The 14,482-nt window shown below is 31.7% G+C and carries 23 protein-coding genes; 6 read left to right on the top strand and 17 right to left on the bottom strand.

Annotated features, from left to right (window positions below; translation table 11 throughout):
- Window position 1: 1 nt before the first annotated feature.
- From JJ844_02085 to sepF, 5 genes are all read right to left on the bottom strand, one after another.
- Entirely contained in the window at window positions 2–460 is a 459-nt protein-coding gene (locus tag JJ844_02085; protein MBO6974466.1) for an EVE domain-containing protein, read from the bottom strand.
- Window positions 461–692: 232 nt separating this feature from the next.
- Complete coding sequence (locus JJ844_02080; GenBank protein ID MBO6974465.1) at window positions 693–1,376, bottom strand: hypothetical protein; 684 nt, start codon at window positions 1,374–1,376, stop codon at window positions 693–695.
- A 4-nt stretch (window positions 1,377–1,380) separates the two neighbouring features.
- Window positions 1,381–1,563, bottom strand: a complete 183-nt coding sequence (locus JJ844_02075) for a hypothetical protein (GenBank protein ID MBO6974464.1) — start codon at window positions 1,561–1,563, stop codon at window positions 1,381–1,383.
- Between the two features lie 677 nt (window positions 1,564–2,240).
- The gene (locus JJ844_02070) at window positions 2,241–2,378 is read right to left on the bottom strand and encodes a hypothetical protein (protein MBO6974463.1); all 138 of its coding nucleotides are present in this window, start codon (window positions 2,376–2,378) and stop codon (window positions 2,241–2,243) included.
- Between the two features lie 293 nt (window positions 2,379–2,671).
- Window positions 2,672–3,613, bottom strand: a complete 942-nt coding sequence (gene sepF, locus JJ844_02065; GenBank protein MBO6974462.1) for a cell division protein SepF — start codon at window positions 3,611–3,613, stop codon at window positions 2,672–2,674.
- 195 nt (window positions 3,614–3,808) lie between these two features.
- Here sepF and JJ844_02060 point away from each other — a divergent pair, with 195 nt between their 5' ends.
- The gene (locus tag JJ844_02060) at window positions 3,809–3,961 is read left to right on the top strand and encodes a hypothetical protein (protein ID MBO6974461.1); all 153 of its coding nucleotides are present in this window, start codon (window positions 3,809–3,811) and stop codon (window positions 3,959–3,961) included.
- A gap of 145 nt (window positions 3,962–4,106) precedes the next feature.
- Entirely contained in the window at window positions 4,107–5,399 is a 1,293-nt protein-coding gene (locus JJ844_02055) for a DUF2130 domain-containing protein (GenBank protein ID MBO6974460.1), read from the top strand.
- Window positions 5,400–5,834: 435 nt separating this feature from the next.
- On the opposite strand, the gene JJ844_02050 is transcribed toward JJ844_02055, so the two are convergent.
- From JJ844_02050 to JJ844_02000, 11 genes are all read right to left on the bottom strand, one after another.
- The gene (locus tag JJ844_02050; GenBank protein MBO6974459.1) at window positions 5,835–6,239 is read right to left on the bottom strand and encodes a hypothetical protein; all 405 of its coding nucleotides are present in this window, start codon (window positions 6,237–6,239) and stop codon (window positions 5,835–5,837) included.
- Window positions 6,240–6,330: 91 nt separating this feature from the next.
- Complete coding sequence (locus JJ844_02045) at window positions 6,331–6,759, bottom strand: cupin domain-containing protein (protein MBO6974458.1); 429 nt, start codon at window positions 6,757–6,759, stop codon at window positions 6,331–6,333.
- 321 nt (window positions 6,760–7,080) lie between these two features.
- Window positions 7,081–8,187 carry a type II secretion system protein gene (locus tag JJ844_02040; protein ID MBO6974457.1) on the bottom strand — a complete coding sequence of 369 codons (1,107 nt, stop codon included), beginning with the start codon at window positions 8,185–8,187 and terminating at the stop codon, window positions 7,081–7,083.
- A gap of 70 nt (window positions 8,188–8,257) precedes the next feature.
- Window positions 8,258–8,710, bottom strand: a complete 453-nt coding sequence (locus tag JJ844_02035) for a hypothetical protein (GenBank protein MBO6974456.1) — start codon at window positions 8,708–8,710, stop codon at window positions 8,258–8,260.
- A gap of 3 nt (window positions 8,711–8,713) precedes the next feature.
- On the bottom strand, window positions 8,714–9,019 hold the full coding sequence (locus tag JJ844_02030; GenBank protein ID MBO6974455.1) for a DUF3764 family protein: 306 nt from the start codon (window positions 9,017–9,019) through the stop codon (window positions 8,714–8,716).
- Window positions 9,020–9,058: 39 nt separating this feature from the next.
- Complete coding sequence (locus JJ844_02025) at window positions 9,059–9,238, bottom strand: hypothetical protein (GenBank protein ID MBO6974454.1); 180 nt, start codon at window positions 9,236–9,238, stop codon at window positions 9,059–9,061.
- Window positions 9,238–9,534, bottom strand: a complete 297-nt coding sequence (locus JJ844_02020) for a DUF1330 domain-containing protein (protein MBO6974453.1) — start codon at window positions 9,532–9,534, stop codon at window positions 9,238–9,240. Before JJ844_02020 ends, JJ844_02025 begins: the two co-directional genes overlap by 1 nt.
- A 76-nt stretch (window positions 9,535–9,610) precedes the next feature.
- Window positions 9,611–10,006, bottom strand: a complete 396-nt coding sequence (locus JJ844_02015) for a hypothetical protein (GenBank protein MBO6974452.1) — start codon at window positions 10,004–10,006, stop codon at window positions 9,611–9,613.
- 342 nt (window positions 10,007–10,348) lie between these two features.
- Entirely contained in the window at window positions 10,349–10,618 is a 270-nt protein-coding gene (locus tag JJ844_02010) for a hypothetical protein (GenBank protein MBO6974451.1), read from the bottom strand.
- A gap of 126 nt (window positions 10,619–10,744) precedes the next feature.
- Complete coding sequence (locus tag JJ844_02005; GenBank protein ID MBO6974450.1) at window positions 10,745–10,882, bottom strand: hypothetical protein; 138 nt, start codon at window positions 10,880–10,882, stop codon at window positions 10,745–10,747.
- Window positions 10,883–11,141: 259 nt separating this feature from the next.
- A complete protein-coding gene (locus JJ844_02000) occupies window positions 11,142–11,291 on the bottom strand; it encodes a hypothetical protein (GenBank protein ID MBO6974449.1) in 150 nt (49 codons plus the stop codon).
- A gap of 42 nt (window positions 11,292–11,333) precedes the next feature.
- On the opposite strand from JJ844_02000, the gene JJ844_01995 reads away from it, so the two are divergent.
- On the top strand, window positions 11,334–11,516 hold the full coding sequence (locus JJ844_01995; protein ID MBO6974448.1) for a hypothetical protein: 183 nt from the start codon (window positions 11,334–11,336) through the stop codon (window positions 11,514–11,516).
- Window positions 11,517–11,556: 40 nt separating this feature from the next.
- Here the strand turns inward: JJ844_01995 and JJ844_01990 are convergent, their stop codons facing one another.
- On the bottom strand, window positions 11,557–11,781 hold the full coding sequence (locus JJ844_01990; GenBank protein MBO6974447.1) for a hypothetical protein: 225 nt from the start codon (window positions 11,779–11,781) through the stop codon (window positions 11,557–11,559).
- Between the two features lie 125 nt (window positions 11,782–11,906).
- Here JJ844_01990 and JJ844_01985 point away from each other — a divergent pair, with 125 nt between their 5' ends.
- The 3 genes from JJ844_01985 to JJ844_01975 all read left to right on the top strand — a co-directional run bounded on the left by JJ844_01985 (window position 11,907) and on the right by JJ844_01975 (window position 14,480).
- Window positions 11,907–12,044 (top strand): hypothetical protein, encoded by a 138-nt coding sequence (locus tag JJ844_01985; protein MBO6974446.1) that lies wholly within the window; start codon window positions 11,907–11,909, stop codon window positions 12,042–12,044.
- Between the two features lie 534 nt (window positions 12,045–12,578).
- Window positions 12,579–12,959 carry a hypothetical protein gene (locus JJ844_01980; GenBank protein ID MBO6974445.1) on the top strand — a complete coding sequence of 127 codons (381 nt, stop codon included), beginning with the start codon at window positions 12,579–12,581 and terminating at the stop codon, window positions 12,957–12,959.
- 738 nt (window positions 12,960–13,697) lie between these two features.
- The gene (locus tag JJ844_01975) at window positions 13,698–14,480 is read left to right on the top strand and encodes a GTP-binding protein (GenBank protein ID MBO6974444.1); all 783 of its coding nucleotides are present in this window, start codon (window positions 13,698–13,700) and stop codon (window positions 14,478–14,480) included.
- Window positions 14,481–14,482: the final 2 nt, after the last annotated feature.

Raw genomic sequence — 14,482 nt, 5'->3', positions numbered from 1 at the left:
TTTACATTTTTTCTATTAGTGTTTTTGCTATATCCTTTCGCACAGGTAGTATCGATAACCTATTCCCTTTCTTAACAACTAATAATTCATCCTCACAAAATAAAGTCTTTAATTCAGGTAAACTAAGAATTTTTTTTGACTTAGAAATGTATTTGACTTTTACACAATCCCATCTCGGATTGTCAGGTTTAGATTTTGGATCATAATATTTTGAATCTTTATCAAATTGGGTAGGATCAACAATATTAAGATCTATCACCTCCATAATTCCAACAATACCTGGTGGTTTGCAGTTGGAATGATAAAAAAAGACTTTATCTCCTTTATTCATATTTCTCATAAAATTTCTGGCTTGATAATTTCTTATACCATCCCATAAAGTTAAACCATCATTTTGTAAATTATCTATGCTATAGGCATCGGGCTCACTTTTCATTAGCCAAAACTTTTCTTCAGTCATATCAAGGGATCTCCGCGATTTTTAAGGCTTGGAGAACATGTTATCCAAACTTTTTTGTGTATAAATTTATTATCCATCAAAGTTTCTATTTAGGAAAGTGATGGGTGGTATGGGGTAATTTTGATATCATCTTAAACCTGATGAACTTTGATAAGTTTATTTCAAAAATCTCCATGGATTTTTCCACAAGCATCGTCTAAAGATAAACCAATGAATTTATTTTTTTGAGATATTAAATTTTGCATTTTTTTCTTTTTAATAATTCCTGATTATCTTTGACCCAATAAATCGCGTCTTGTTGACCGGCTTTATATGCAGTTTTGATGTCTTTGCATCCTTTCTTAACTTTGAGTGATCCTGCATCAGCTCTCATATTTAGTCTTATTACTCCTCTATAAAAGTAGGCGTCCATATAGTCAGGCTCCAACTTAAGAGCTTTATTCATATCATTTAAGCCACTTTGATATTTCTTTAATAACAAGTAAAGCACACCTCTCGTTACGTAATTATAAGAATCTGGTTCTTTGGCGAGATCTTCACTCAGAATTCTTATTTCTTGTTTAAGGAAGTCTTCGTTCTCAAGATTCTTTAAAAAGTTTGAGAATATATCAGATTCCGCTGTCTGGTTAATTTCTATTTTAGGATCGTTTTCCATATTTTGAGAAGCATTTTTTGAATCTGGATCTATAAAAATTAAAGGTTGAACTAACCAAATCCCTAAACAAAAAAGGACTATCCAAATAGTTCTGTTATATCGTTGTTCACCTTTTACATTATTGTTAAGAATCCAATACAACCAAATTAGATAGCTTACAAAAACGACTCCCGTAATAACTGAAGAAGTCCATGCTTGTGAAATTAAAAGGGTGACTAATCTTCCTAAAAGAACAAAAAATATTAGGTGAAACAATGTCATGGTTTTATCTTCTAGCTAAGTAAATTATTACCGTCATAGTTCCCATTGCAACAATACCGAAATTCCATAGAGTTGAACTATTTCTTTTGAATTGTTGAACCCAACTTGGAATACCATCTGACATGAAAAGGAGTGTTAATCCAACTAATAGAACTATTGGCAATCCTAAAGCTATAAATAATTCCATTAAAAAAGAGGGTTTTATCCCTCTATGTTAGATCGACTGTCAATCAAGTTATTTTTACTTGTGATGAGTGTGTTTCTTAGTTATAAGTGGTCTAAGGACTTGCCCTTTTCGTAAGGACTTGAGCCTAGCGGTTTCAAGGTTAACCCCGCGCTCCTACACACGAGTACAAAAACCTTTTTAATTAATGCAGAATAAAAAAGATAAATATTTTTTCTAATACAAACAATATTTGATTAAGCTTTTTTTTATTTTTGCTGATCTTCCAAATAATAAAACGGATTTTCCTAAATTAGGCTAGTGTCTAGAAAATTTTCGAGGCGCGAACAGACCCACAAAGTATTTCTAAAAAAGGACCCATGAGACTTTTTTGATTTTTATGGCTAGAAAAGATGTAGAGGAATAAATCATGTGAAAGGTTGTTTGTATTCAATTTTTAAACTCATAGTTTTCTTCGTTGTTTTTTTCATTTTTACCGGTTCTATTCATAGTTTTATTCTTCCTACGCCAGAGTCTTATGATAAAGATCGAAGTTTATTGACTAGTAAACAGAGAATTGAAATTCAGAAGTATCATAATAAGTTCCGTTTTTACCTGACATATGCACAGTTCTTAGCTTTCCCCCCAACAATACTCACGACATATTTAATTTTTAGGGAAAAGAAAAAAGGTAGAGGGGATCACAAACCTAAAAGCTGACTAGGCATGAGGACTATTCGTCGCCATCTTCCATTTGATAAGGCAACAAGTTTGTAGGGGGTTTTTGCTTTGGGAGCACTAGGTCGCAGCTTCGAATCCTGTCGCCCCTTATTAATCATAAAAAAATAGCTAATTGCTCCTCAATCTATATTGGCTGTAAATCAAAAAAAGTTTGGATAAAGTTTGGATAAAAAATTACGATTCCTTGAGATCGCAGTGATAGCTAGTCGCGCTCACTTTTCATTAGCCAGTAGTTTATTTCAGTCATATCAAGGGATTAGAAGAATATTGCGAAGTGTGGATAGGATGTGGATAGAATCGTTTCGGCACCCGCTTCTTAAGTTATTATCCATCAAATTTAATTTTAAGGAAAGTATTTTTACTTTTTCGAGATCAGAAAACTATCCTTTCTTTAATTTGATAAATTTTCCTCTATCTTAATATTTGACTCCTCAGGAGTACAAATTATTGTGGATGGACCTATTTCAGTAATTTTACCCTCAGATCTAAATATAGATCCATACATAAAATCAATACATCTTTGTTTTAAATTTGGATTAATTTCGTCCAGTGAAGCAAAGTTAATAATAATACAGATGCCCTCCTCAAGGGTATATGGGTATTGATATACATCCTCAAATTTCTTAGGTTCAAAAACCTTAATTAAACATTTTGGTGGCTCACCAGAAATATACGATCCAATAGAATTGTTTTTACTTTGAATAGAAAAACCACGAAAAGGAAACATGTTCTCTCCTCTAAGGAAATCTCTCATCACTGATGATTTATCAGAACCTTTCTGAGCAGTAAGATTTTCTAGAATCTTTAACTCAGGTTCTGTAAGATAAACCTTAACTTGAGCGACTTTTTTATCTTTTTTTGAGGCATCGCTTTTTATATATTCATACATTTCAGAAAGTTTTGCTCTGTTTTTCGATAATTGTTGCTTAAGCCTCATTGACTGGCGTTGAACAATTTCTGATTGTGCGGCAGTTTCTTTTGCCAATAATCTAAGATTTTTTAAGTGTGAATCTCCAATCTTTTCTATTTGTTTTTCTTTTTGCTGAATATCGTTTGATATTATCTTAATTTTTTCTTTAATTTTAGACTCGGCTTCTTTCAGCTTTTCATGTTGATTTTTATATTTATCTTCTTCATCTTTATTTAATGCTTTTAATTTATTTTTTTCATCAATTTCATTTTCAAGAATTGAAATACGCTCATCAATTTCCTTACGTTTATCTTGATGAGAAAATAATATTGCTTTCATTTCTTTTAATTCTTTGAACAAGAAATCCATTTTACTTTCGAATTTTTGATTAAAGTGAGACGCTTCGTTATCCTTGTTTGGCATTGCTTTCGGAAATTTGAGACCCTATATAAACCTTATCATACTTTTTTTATAATTCAAGCTGTAGACTTATTTTTAAATAAATAGATTCACTTTAAGTGCTCAAAATAACGAGCATGTGTTGACAATAAGGTCTATAAGGACTATTGTTAATTGCATGAGACCCTCACGAGGGTCTTAAAATTAAATTTTTTTATTATGAACCTTTCCCTAAAAAGAGTTTCTATGCAACTTACTGTTGATCAACTCAATTACTTAAGAGCAAATTCTTCTCCTGGAACTTCAATGTCTCATTTACTAAGAAATGCCTTACAAAAAGAAATTAACGAAGCAGTTCAAGAAAAGTTTTAATTAGAGCTTTTTACTAATCAAAAATTAGTTTTCTTTTTACTAATTTTTAACTTCTATCTCAAAAAAATGTGCACCAAATCCTGCAAGATTTGATGCACGTTGGGTTAGAGATTAACCAATCCACTTTTCCCATTACAAACTTATCATGAAATCTAATCACGAAATAAAGTGTCCTGAATGCAATGCCACTTTGAAAATTGATGATGCTAATCATGCATCAATAATCAATCAAGTCAGAGACCAATTATTTGAGGAGCAATTAACTAAACGAGTTAATGCAGAAGTTGATAGTGCAGTGAAGATTAAGGAAAATGAATTAAAAATTCACTTCCAAAAAGTTCTTAACTCAAAAGATACTGAAATTCAAAGTCATATTGATTCTGAAAAATCTTTTAATAAAGATAAGTTGAACGCTTTAGAAAACAAAGAAAATGAACTCAAAATTCATTATCAGGAAATTATTCATAATAAAGAAAACATAATTAAAGAATATGAGTTAAACCAAACTTCATATGAAAAAGATAAAAAGATAGCTATCGCTGAAGCAGTAGAAAAAATCAAAGAGGAAAAAGATAAGGTTTTAGTAGAAAAGAATTCACTAAAAAAACTTTTAGATTATGAAAGGAGAGATCATCAAGAGGAACTGACAAGAATTAAAGAAAATAAATTAAAACTGAATACTAAAATGATTGGCGAATCACTAGAAGAGACATGTCTAATTGATTACGACAAATACATAAGAAGAATTCTTCCTTATGCAACTTACGAAAAAGATAATGATAGTTCATCCGGTACAAAAGGAGATTATATTTTCAGAGATTACGATTCACAAGGTAATGAAATCATTTCAATTATGTTCGAGATGAAAAATGAAGAAGAAGCTAGTACTAAAAAACAAACTAATAAACAATATTTTAAAAAACTTGATAAAGACAGAAGAGAAAAAAATTGCGAATATGCTGTTTTAGTTTCTACTCTTGAGGCTGAAGATGAAAGATATAACAATGGTTTTACCACTGTTTACCATGAATATCCAAAAATGATTGTTGTTAGACCAAATTGCTTTGTATCAACTATTTATACCTTGAGGGAGTTAGGTATTGAGTTATTGGATCTTAAAAATTTACTTGAGAAAGAACAATCAAAAACTATAGATATAAAAAATTTTAGAGAATCTCTAGAAGCTATTCAGTTAGCATCCAGTAAGAATCTTAAATTAATTTTCAACAAGATTGATTCTGTTGTTAAATTGCAGGACAAGATTATTGAGGCTGCAGAAGATAGCAAAGAAATACTTATGAATTCGTTAACTAAAAATAGTAAAAGTCTAAATAAAAAATTGCAAGGTATCTCTGTGGATAAATTAATTAAAAATAATCCAACAATGACTTTAATGTTTGAGAATCTTCAAAACGATGAAGAAAAAATTGAATTTTAGAAAATATTCTTTATTAAAAACAATAACTATAAAAATTATTTTTAAAAAACAAACCTTTTTATTTATTTACCATGAAACGAATCGACCTAAAAAATCTAACAGAATATATCCAAGACAGAGGTTACATCGTAGAAAAGTATTGCTATAAGTGCAAAAAAATTAGTTATCGGAATCAGGAAGATGCGAAAGTAGTTGCTCGTGAGATGAAAATTAAGGGTAAAGGACATTCTTATTCTTACTGCTGTCCAAAAGGTAATGGTTTTCATTTGACATCAATGAAACCAAAAAGCATGAGATGTGCAAAGCTGAAAAAGAAAACCAAAACCCAACGATTTCTTCACTACTGTTACTAGCAAATTAGAAAATAGTTTGAGTATTAAAAAGCTAAGTAGTTAAATCTTGAATTTTCCCCTCTACTTTTTATATTTGTGGAAATTAAAGACCTGGATAAATTCCACTTCGTTTAGCCGAATCAGGTGTTGGAACAATACACAAGGAAAGACCACATATTTCCCCTTCATGTACAGAAGCATAAGCAACTCCAAGTAGATTAGACTTATCACCTTGAGCCATGATAAGGCAATCGGTGTGCCCATAGGCTGGGCAGACGCCTAATTCTGCATAAACAGGAGCCTTAGATTTTTTGATTGTTTCAAGTTTTGGTCTGATATATTCAATGAATTCATCTCTTGAGTTCATATCGGTTAAGACTTTTTGTGAGGAGTATGAGAAGTCTTCTGACAAAAACGATTCAAACTCAGATGAATCAAGAGTGTGTAGCATTCTCGCATAGATACTCAAAGCTTCCTTTTCTGTTATTTGAGAAGTTTCTTTTCCCATTATTCAAAAAATAAAACTTTAAAAAAAAGAGGGTTTTATCCCTCTATGTTAGGTCGACTGTCAATTAAAAAAAATTGATTTATAGATAAATTTATCCTTCTGCAGGAATTAGAATTGGGACATCTTTTGCTCCAATTGCTGCGAACCAAACTATTGCATTATCGGTTTTTGCATTACCCATTGTATGTTTTGGTGTCTTTGGACCAACTATAAATGTATCCCCCGCTGTATAGGTAAGATCTTCCATACCTTGTCTTTTGACAACAATTGTACCTTGCTCAACATTACCTAATAATGGAATTGGATGAGAGTGAAGCGGGACTATCCCTCCCTCAGCTAATTCGACTCTTTGTAATCTTATTTCTGCTTTTCCTTTTGGATATTTAAGAGCATCACCATCCATAGTTTCAGAACCTACAAAGACTTCTTGTACATCTACAGGCGATTCGGCAGCTATAGAAATATTTGGGTTGATGAGCATCAAAGCAAAAGCGATTGCTATGAATAAATTCTTAATCATGAATTTAAATTCCTAGATAATTATTTAGGCATATAGTATTTATTTTTAAAATATTTGTCAGTACCAGATTTAACTTTTTAGGCTTTTCTTGATGGAGTTTTAATCAACTAAAAGTGTGGACGACGTGTGGACGGAATTTATCTGATTTTTGAGATCCATTGGTATGAATACTGGGTCATAGTTCATTAGCCAGTAGTTAGGTTCCTTTTGTGGCATGGGATCTCGGCGAATATATAGGGTTTGAGTAAAGTTTGGGTAACTTAGTTTAATATTAATTTATTATCCATTAAAGTTTTTATTTAGGGAAGTAAAGGTTCACTCTTATCGTCCATCACATACACCAGTAGTCTCTCCATCGCTTTCATCAGGCATTACATAAGCTTGTTTATTATTATCCCAATTATCATTGAAATTTCCCAGAGATGGCACGGCATAAGGATATACTCCCCTACTTAAACGACTACGCTCCGAAATATCAATTTTCATCTCTATATCATTTTGGATATTACCTGTAGGTCCGTAAATTTTTATAGATTGTGAATTATTAGGATCTATTTCTGCGCTATATTCGCCTTCTGAATTATTGATTACAGAGGCTGCTTCTTCAGCAAAGGTTTCTAACCAGCGCCTATCACTATAAGTATTATCTATTGGAGAAGTAACACCTTCTACTCGCCATGATGAGTTACCAACACTTATATCAACGGGTACTATCGGAACAGATAATCTACTCCTCCCACTTAGATAAACATATTCACTACTAATTCCTGCAGGTAAAGATTTTGCTTCTCTGCAAGAAAGACCGCTATCGGGACCAAAGGCGACTGATTCATTTAGAGGAAGTTGAGGTCCAGATTTACAAAGTATATGCTGCTTAATTCCTTTATCTTCAAATTTTGAAGTATATTCTATGATCTGTGAAACATTTAGCTCTGGACTATAACAACCAACAACTGCGCTTCCCTCTTTTGCATAAATTCTCCCATTAGGATTTGCTTTTACTTGAAAGTTTAAAGGATTTGAAGAGGTTTGAATTTTAATATGGTAGTTCCCAGATTGAGAAAAAAATTGATCTTCATTATTAAAAACTTCAACTGATATGCTTTCTTTACAAACATTTGCACCTTGATTCTCAACATCAGTTGCAATACATTTTTGAAACTTTGCATATTGAGAAATTTCCCCCATATTTAAGGGTAGTGATCCCCATTCAGCTTGGTGAGCTTTGGCAGACTTAATTATTGAAGAAACAATTACTGATGCTTCTTTTTGTTTTGCTTTATTAGTTACAGAAGAAAATTGAGGCACAGATATAGCACATAAAATCCCAAAGATCATTAAAACTAAAATGAGTTCAATAACTGTGAATCCATTTTCTTCTTTTTTAGAAGAAATAAGTTTAATTAAAATCATGAGACCATTTGCCATTATCTATTAAGACGTTTAGTCTCAATTTATGTACCAATAAATTTATCGTTTAACTCAGCCTGAGATGTCATTAATTATTCATCCAAATATTTATCGCTTCATTAATTTTTTTATGTTCCTTCCACCAGTTTCTCGCAAACAGTTTTGTTTTAGTATTAATTTCTATCCTTTTTAAGGTGCCATCATTTGCTTTGTAGATAAAAAAATGCGCTCCAATTGCATCTCCTTCACCATTGGTATCAATCATATGAGAATAAGAGATGATATTTTTTTTATTAATCTTTTGCATATCCATTAAATTAATATGATCAGCATTTAATTGAAACCAACATTCCTCATACAGCTTTGTGACTTTTATCCTTTTCTCTTTTTTATCCCTCTCTCTTTTTACAGGACATTTAAATTCTATTTTTTCTGCAATTTCTGCTGATAATTCATAATCAGAAATTTTTGGAATAGGTTCTGCAAAAATAGAAATAGGTAAAGCAAGAGCAGCTAAAAGTGGGAATAGTAGTCTTTTCATTTGTTAATCACAGCAATCATCCTTTGTTAATGAAGCAGTCCAAGAGGATTCCTCCATTGTTGATAAGTCAACTCTATGAGTTGCCATCCAGTCACCATTCGCTTCCACAAACTTTTGAACATTACCTTCTGGAGCTTGATGAATAACAATTATTTTTTGAGGATCTTCCTTGCTTACTCCTCTATAAAGCGGCTTAATATCAAATTCTGAATGCCTTTTATCTGCTTCCGCACTATCAAATATTGCAGCCCATTCATCGAAAGTACTTTCAATTTTAAAAGTAAACACGGAGGTGACTGAACAAGACATAAAAAAAGGAGCTAATTGCCCATTATTCTAGATCGACTGTCAATCATTCTCCTCTTGTATCTTCTTAAGTCTTTTGTATTCCTGATTTAGAACACCTAAACGCCAAGCACCTATTAATCCTTTTACACCTTCAGTTAAAAGTTTTACATCTGCAGGAGAATGAAACTTCATTTCCAAAAACTCTTTCTGCCAAGAATTGTCGTCCCATTTAGTACTCATTAATGAGTTACACTCCCGTCCATAATTGTGATATTTGTATCGATTGAGTTAGCCCAGCGTAACTTGCTTAGTTCCTGATATTTAGAACTGTTGTAAGCATCAATTGCAGCTTGCTTTGATGGGAACTCAATAATCACAGATAATTTTCCACCTTTCCCTTCAACAGTTTGACCATCTAGATCCTTTGCAAATACCGAACCACCTACTGAGTCGATCCAAGGTTGAAATGCTTCAACATATTCAGCAAAAGCTGGATTCGTAACTGTGGTAGTAACGAGCCAAAATCCTTTAGACATTAAGATAAAAAATAAATAAATTCTTAGGACTTTAACATGAAAGCGAAAACAGCTAGTACTGAAAGCAGAAAGTGTTTCATCTGTTATCTTTATTTAATCCGTAAATACATAAAAGAGGATTAACTATCAAAACAAACCAAAAAGGAGGAGGAGGTCCACCATCGACAATTGTTCCAGCATTAAAATAATTGAATAGAGCTACTGCTAAAAAACAAAACATTAAAACTAATTCACCAGATAAAACTTTTCTTAAAGAGGCTTTATCTTTTATAGAACTACAAATAATCAATAAACATCCAATTCCTAAATTACTAGCTGCTACTACATCAGCGGTACCTCTAACAAGAAGCAATGTTTCAGTTGAAGCGTTGCCTGCAATAGTTTCCACAGAAAAAATTAGTAGGAAAATAATTAATAATCCCAATAGAACATGAAGTGCTCCAGTAGTTTTTAAAATATTTTTTAACTTCATATAAAATCAGCTAGTTGCCCTTTATTTTAGATCGACTGTCAATCACAAATTATCCTAAATCTTTAACTCAATAAATGTCTTTATATTTATTAGTTTTGCTAGAATTTTGCTAGAATAAGATTTGATAAATTTCAAAAAACCTAGTCATATCAAGCTGGTACATAGTTCATTAGCCAGTAGCTAGGTTCCTGTTGTACCATAGGATCTCGGCGAATATATAGGGTTTGAGTAAAGTTTGGGTAACTTCTTTGAATATGAATTTATTATCCATCAAAGTTTCTATTTAGGAAAGTGTACCCCTTTCCTCTATATATCATGACGGTACCCCTTTATAAATTACGCTTATCTGTTGGAAATATTGAAGGAAAAATCTTTAATCGAGAATTTATTAAATAATGACTTACCTATTTGTGAACCGACACCGTTGTTCTTGAGTTCTTTTTGATATGCCTCTTTGCTTGAGAGAATGATATCTTTAATCGAGAATTTATTAAATAATGACTTACCTATTTGTGAACCCACACCGTTGTTCTTGAGTTCTTTTTGATATGCCTCTTTGCTTAAGAGAATGATATCTTTAATTGAAAATTTATTAAATAATGACCTTCCTATTTGTGAACCCACACCGTTGTTCTTGAGTTCCTTTTGATATGCCTCTTTGCTTGAGAGAATGATATCTTTAATCGAGAATTTATTTAAGAATGACATTCTTATTTGGGAAAATTGCTTTGTAGATGATCACATCATCTCGTAATTATCAAATTTAGTTTTTAACTTTGCTGCTTTATGTATTAGTCCAACTGCTTCTTTTCTTCCAGTAGCTTGTTGCGCCTGATGCATTAATTCAGCATATTTTTTTACGATTTTCTTTTGCATGGTTTAGATTAAATAAAGACCGTTTTTTAATCTAAAGCTGCAAGGAACAACTTTCAGAAGATAAGGAATCAACGGTAAAACCTCAGAGTCAACAAATTGGAACGGGTTAACTCGTGTATTAAATATATAATCAATTAGCTAAATACCTGTTGGTATCTATGATTACATTGTTTTCAAATCCTGATTTATTTTAGTTTTATCTAAAGTGGAGAAGATTTCTTTTTAAATAATGAGTGTGTTTTAAATCTTGAATTGATCTCTAATAATTTATGGTTGGCTTCAGTTGTATCCCTGCAACTGCCTCATGACAACCATGTATTAATTTTAGGACTGCTTTAGTATTTTTTGATTCAAAATATATACCTCTTCCCGTACCTAATAGTTCCTCAAACCGACCTATAAATTTCAAGGCTATAGGAGGAAAATATAAGTATAGATCTAGGAGGTCTAAATGAAACTATTCAATCAATTCACAATCCTTCCAAGATACCTAAAAGCATTTAATTATGCTGGAAACAGAATGGAAGAAATAACAAGAAATCTTGATAGAGATAACCATTTATTTGAAGACTATTGGAAGAGGGAATGTAGAGAACATCCAACTAATCAGCATTGTTTAGTCTATTGCGACTGAGAATTTTAATCTTAAGGGTTGACAACTGAGTATAAATACTCTATAAATAAAGTGTAGTAAATGCTACCAAATCGTCCGATCTACTATTAGATAGACCGCAGTACGAATCAAGCCATAGGACGGGGACTTGATCAAGACCAGGAGCTGCATAATGGTAAACATGTATTTTAACGGCAAATCTTTCGTATATTGCAAGAGCCAAGAAGAGAAAACAATAAAGCTTACTTATAGAGGATCTAGTTACTTGAGATAAATAAAATCTCATATCTATTAAATATTCAATAAACTATTTTTTTTAGAGGGGTTATGCCATGAAATTTACTAATTCTCCTTTTGCCATACTCGATAAGAACATGAACGCATTAGATTATCAAAAAAGAAATTTAAAATATGAGGACTATTGGAGAAGGGAAGGAATTAGCAAAAGTAAAGGTCTATCTTAATACTGGAATAATTGCTGGATTAGTTGGTGTTGGATTTGTTGCCTCTACTTTAATTTTTGGAGTATTAATTCTAGTTTTAAAATAAAAAAGGTAGTTTAACTAAGCTTTTGATTAAAGTATTTAATACCTGCCATTAGAAATTAAGAAAAAGGTTTGGTTGAATTAGATGGAACTTCTACTGGAACCAATGACTCACCATAATGTGATATAGCTGATTTTATTAGTAACCAGTAAAAGAAGTTAACTAAAGCTTTCTCCACGAGGATTTAGTAACTAATCTAGATAACCTTATTAGTTTTGTAATAGCAATATACAAAAAATATTTATCAAGTAATCAATATATTTATCAAAACTAGCAGAAAGTTACTTTAATTAGGATAGATTCACCTTTCGGCAGCGGACTAAATCCTCGTGGAGCATTGGACTTTAGCCCGCTCTATCTTTTTAGCAAATGAAAAATTGAACTGCAATTCAGCTCTTAGATGTGACATCCAAGATAATTTCAAAAATATTTTTTTCTAAAAAAAGAATTAAGTATTTTTTCGGAATGCTTTGAAAAGAAATATGTGTTTAATTTTGTTTAAGTTTTATCTCGTAAAACTAATAGGGAATTTTATTTATGAAAAACATTCTGTATAAAATTTTTGAATTCCTAAAGGATCTTTTCCAAAAAATTTCTGAATTTTTAAAAAGAAGATTTTCTGAAGAAGAAGAGAAACCATTTGAAGGAGAGAAGCCAGTTGAAGAAGAGAAGCCAGTTGAAGAAGAGAAACCAGTTGAAGAAGAGAAACCAGTTGAAGAAGAGATGCCAGTTGAAGAAGAGAAACCAGTTGAAGAAGAGAAGCCAGTTGAAGAAGAGAAACCAGTTGAAGAAGAGAAGCCAGTTGAAGAAGAGAAACCAGTTGAAGAAGAGATGCCAGTTGAAGAAGAGAAACCAGTTGAAGAAGAGAAGCCAGTTGAAGAAGAGAAGCCAGTTGAAGAAGAGAAGCCAGAATTATAAGCAGAAATTTATTAAATAATTTACCTTCCTTTTCATTAGTTTTTGGCTAGTGAATCAAGTTACCTAAACTTGTTATGAATATATTTTATCGGTATAAGTGGTCTAAGGACTTGTCCTTTTCGTAAGGACTTGAGCCTAGCGGTTTCAAGGTTAACCCCGCACTCCTACACACGAGTACAAAAACCTTTTTAATTAATGCAGATTACTTCCAAGACACTTAGCTTGCTACTTAATGTAGTTTTTGTGCTTTGTGTCTTTGTCATTTGAAGACTATTCATCAAAAGAGATTAATAGTTTCAGGGTTTTCTTACTTCGAACCGAACTCAATATCGGTTAGTTTTTTAGTCTTTAAAAGTTTGAGTAAAGTTTGAGTAAAAAATTACGATTCCCTGAAATCCCAGTAATAGCTAGACGCGCTCACTTTTCATTAGCCGGTAGTTAGGGTCAGTCATAGTCTATAATTTGCGGGAAATAGTGCTGCTGGTATGGTGCTGGTATGGTATTTTGTTAACTTTTTCTTAAGTCAGTCAAATCCAAAGCATTTTATTTAGTTTATCTAACAATATTAGTCGAAGAAAGTTTCTATTTAGGAAAGTGAGGGGTGTTATGGGGTAATTAATTTTCTAAAAAATATTGTTTTATCACTTAAGTCAAAAAATAAATATTTAAAAACAAAAACAGAAATGATTTTCATTTCCTTTTTGGTGTAAATTTTATGCATTAGCTAGTATCTTTTTTATGAGTCAAGTTTGTTTAATATCAGGTTCTCCTGGATGCGGTAAGACAAATTGGATACTAAATACTTTTAAGAATTATTCTGGTGATTGTGGTTACTTACGTCTTGGAGGATATTCAGAAATTAATTTAGAACAAGCTATAAATTCAAAAATTGATTTTTCTTTTTTGAAAGATCAAATTCCTAACTTATTAGACTTATCTATTTCAAACTCAATATCAGAGAAAGATAAAGAAAACATTTTAATTATTATTGAATTTCCACAATTTTTCATACCTAAATCTCAAGGTATTAATGGAGTTGATCTGAGAATTATTAATGAACTTGAAAAATATAATCTCCAGCCAAATAGATATCTTCATTTTGGTAGAGATCCAGAATTATCAATTAAAGATACTTTAGATTTTAGAGCAATTGAATCAATAAGCCTTGATCTTAAAAAGCATATTTGGGATCCTGCAAGCTTGAATACTTTTTGGTTTGAATTAGTTAATGGTGCTTATGGGGATGTATATAGAGCAAAAGCATTAATGAACTTGCCGGATGGGCGTTACATCTTGTTTAACTGGATAGTCAGTCAGCAAGGATCTCAATATCAAACATTAAACCAAGTTGCCCCTCTTAATGGAAGACCAGAAAGATGTTCTGAAATTGTTATACAAGGGAAAAGTTTAAACTTCGACTCAATAAAATCAACGATTCATAATTGTCTTCTTAATGATGCTGTACTAGATCATCATCAAACTTCACTTAGAAATTCACAACTGCAAACTGCTCGCCGTTAACT

The organism is Prochlorococcus marinus CUG1435 (assembly GCA_017644375.1).
GTDB classification, from domain to species: Bacteria; Cyanobacteriota; Cyanobacteriia; order PCC-6307; family Cyanobiaceae; genus Prochlorococcus_A; species Prochlorococcus_A marinus_AH.
The sequence above is the reverse complement of the archived record's forward strand: the minus strand, read 5'-3'. Positions and strand labels throughout refer to the sequence as shown.

Coding starts and splice junctions, on each gene's coding strand:
- JJ844_02085 (MBO6974466.1), bottom strand. CDS start 460: ATGACTGAAGAAAAGTTTTGGCTAATGAAAAGTGAGCCCGATGCCTAT.
- JJ844_02080 (MBO6974465.1), bottom strand. CDS start 1,376: ATGACATTGTTTCACCTAATATTTTTTGTTCTTTTAGGAAGATTAGTC.
- JJ844_02075 (MBO6974464.1), bottom strand. CDS start 1,563: ATGGAATTATTTATAGCTTTAGGATTGCCAATAGTTCTATTAGTTGGA.
- JJ844_02070 (MBO6974463.1), bottom strand. CDS start 2,378: ATGATTAATAAGGGGCGACAGGATTCGAAGCTGCGACCTAGTGCTCCC.
- sepF (MBO6974462.1), bottom strand. CDS start 3,613: ATGCCAAACAAGGATAACGAAGCGTCTCACTTTAATCAAAAATTCGAA.
- JJ844_02060 (MBO6974461.1), top strand. CDS start 3,809: ATGAACCTTTCCCTAAAAAGAGTTTCTATGCAACTTACTGTTGATCAA.
- JJ844_02055 (MBO6974460.1), top strand. CDS start 4,107: ATGAAATCTAATCACGAAATAAAGTGTCCTGAATGCAATGCCACTTTG.
- JJ844_02050 (MBO6974459.1), bottom strand. CDS start 6,239: ATGGGAAAAGAAACTTCTCAAATAACAGAAAAGGAAGCTTTGAGTATC.
- JJ844_02045 (MBO6974458.1), bottom strand. CDS start 6,759: ATGATTAAGAATTTATTCATAGCAATCGCTTTTGCTTTGATGCTCATC.
- JJ844_02040 (MBO6974457.1), bottom strand. CDS start 8,187: ATGGCAAATGGTCTCATGATTTTAATTAAACTTATTTCTTCTAAAAAA.
- JJ844_02035 (MBO6974456.1), bottom strand. CDS start 8,710: ATGAAAAGACTACTATTCCCACTTTTAGCTGCTCTTGCTTTACCTATT.
- JJ844_02030 (MBO6974455.1), bottom strand. CDS start 9,019: ATGTCTTGTTCAGTCACCTCCGTGTTTACTTTTAAAATTGAAAGTACT.
- JJ844_02025 (MBO6974454.1), bottom strand. CDS start 9,238: ATGAGTACTAAATGGGACGACAATTCTTGGCAGAAAGAGTTTTTGGAA.
- JJ844_02020 (MBO6974453.1), bottom strand. CDS start 9,534: ATGTCTAAAGGATTTTGGCTCGTTACTACCACAGTTACGAATCCAGCT.
- JJ844_02015 (MBO6974452.1), bottom strand. CDS start 10,006: ATGAAGTTAAAAAATATTTTAAAAACTACTGGAGCACTTCATGTTCTA.
- JJ844_02005 (MBO6974450.1), bottom strand. CDS start 10,882: ATGCAAAAGAAAATCGTAAAAAAATATGCTGAATTAATGCATCAGGCG.
- JJ844_01995 (MBO6974448.1), top strand. CDS start 11,334: ATGAAACTATTCAATCAATTCACAATCCTTCCAAGATACCTAAAAGCA.
- JJ844_01990 (MBO6974447.1), bottom strand. CDS start 11,781: ATGAGATTTTATTTATCTCAAGTAACTAGATCCTCTATAAGTAAGCTT.
- JJ844_01985 (MBO6974446.1), top strand. CDS start 11,907: ATGAGGACTATTGGAGAAGGGAAGGAATTAGCAAAAGTAAAGGTCTAT.
- JJ844_01980 (MBO6974445.1), top strand. CDS start 12,579: ATGAAAAACATTCTGTATAAAATTTTTGAATTCCTAAAGGATCTTTTC.
- JJ844_01975 (MBO6974444.1), top strand. CDS start 13,698: ATGAGTCAAGTTTGTTTAATATCAGGTTCTCCTGGATGCGGTAAGACA.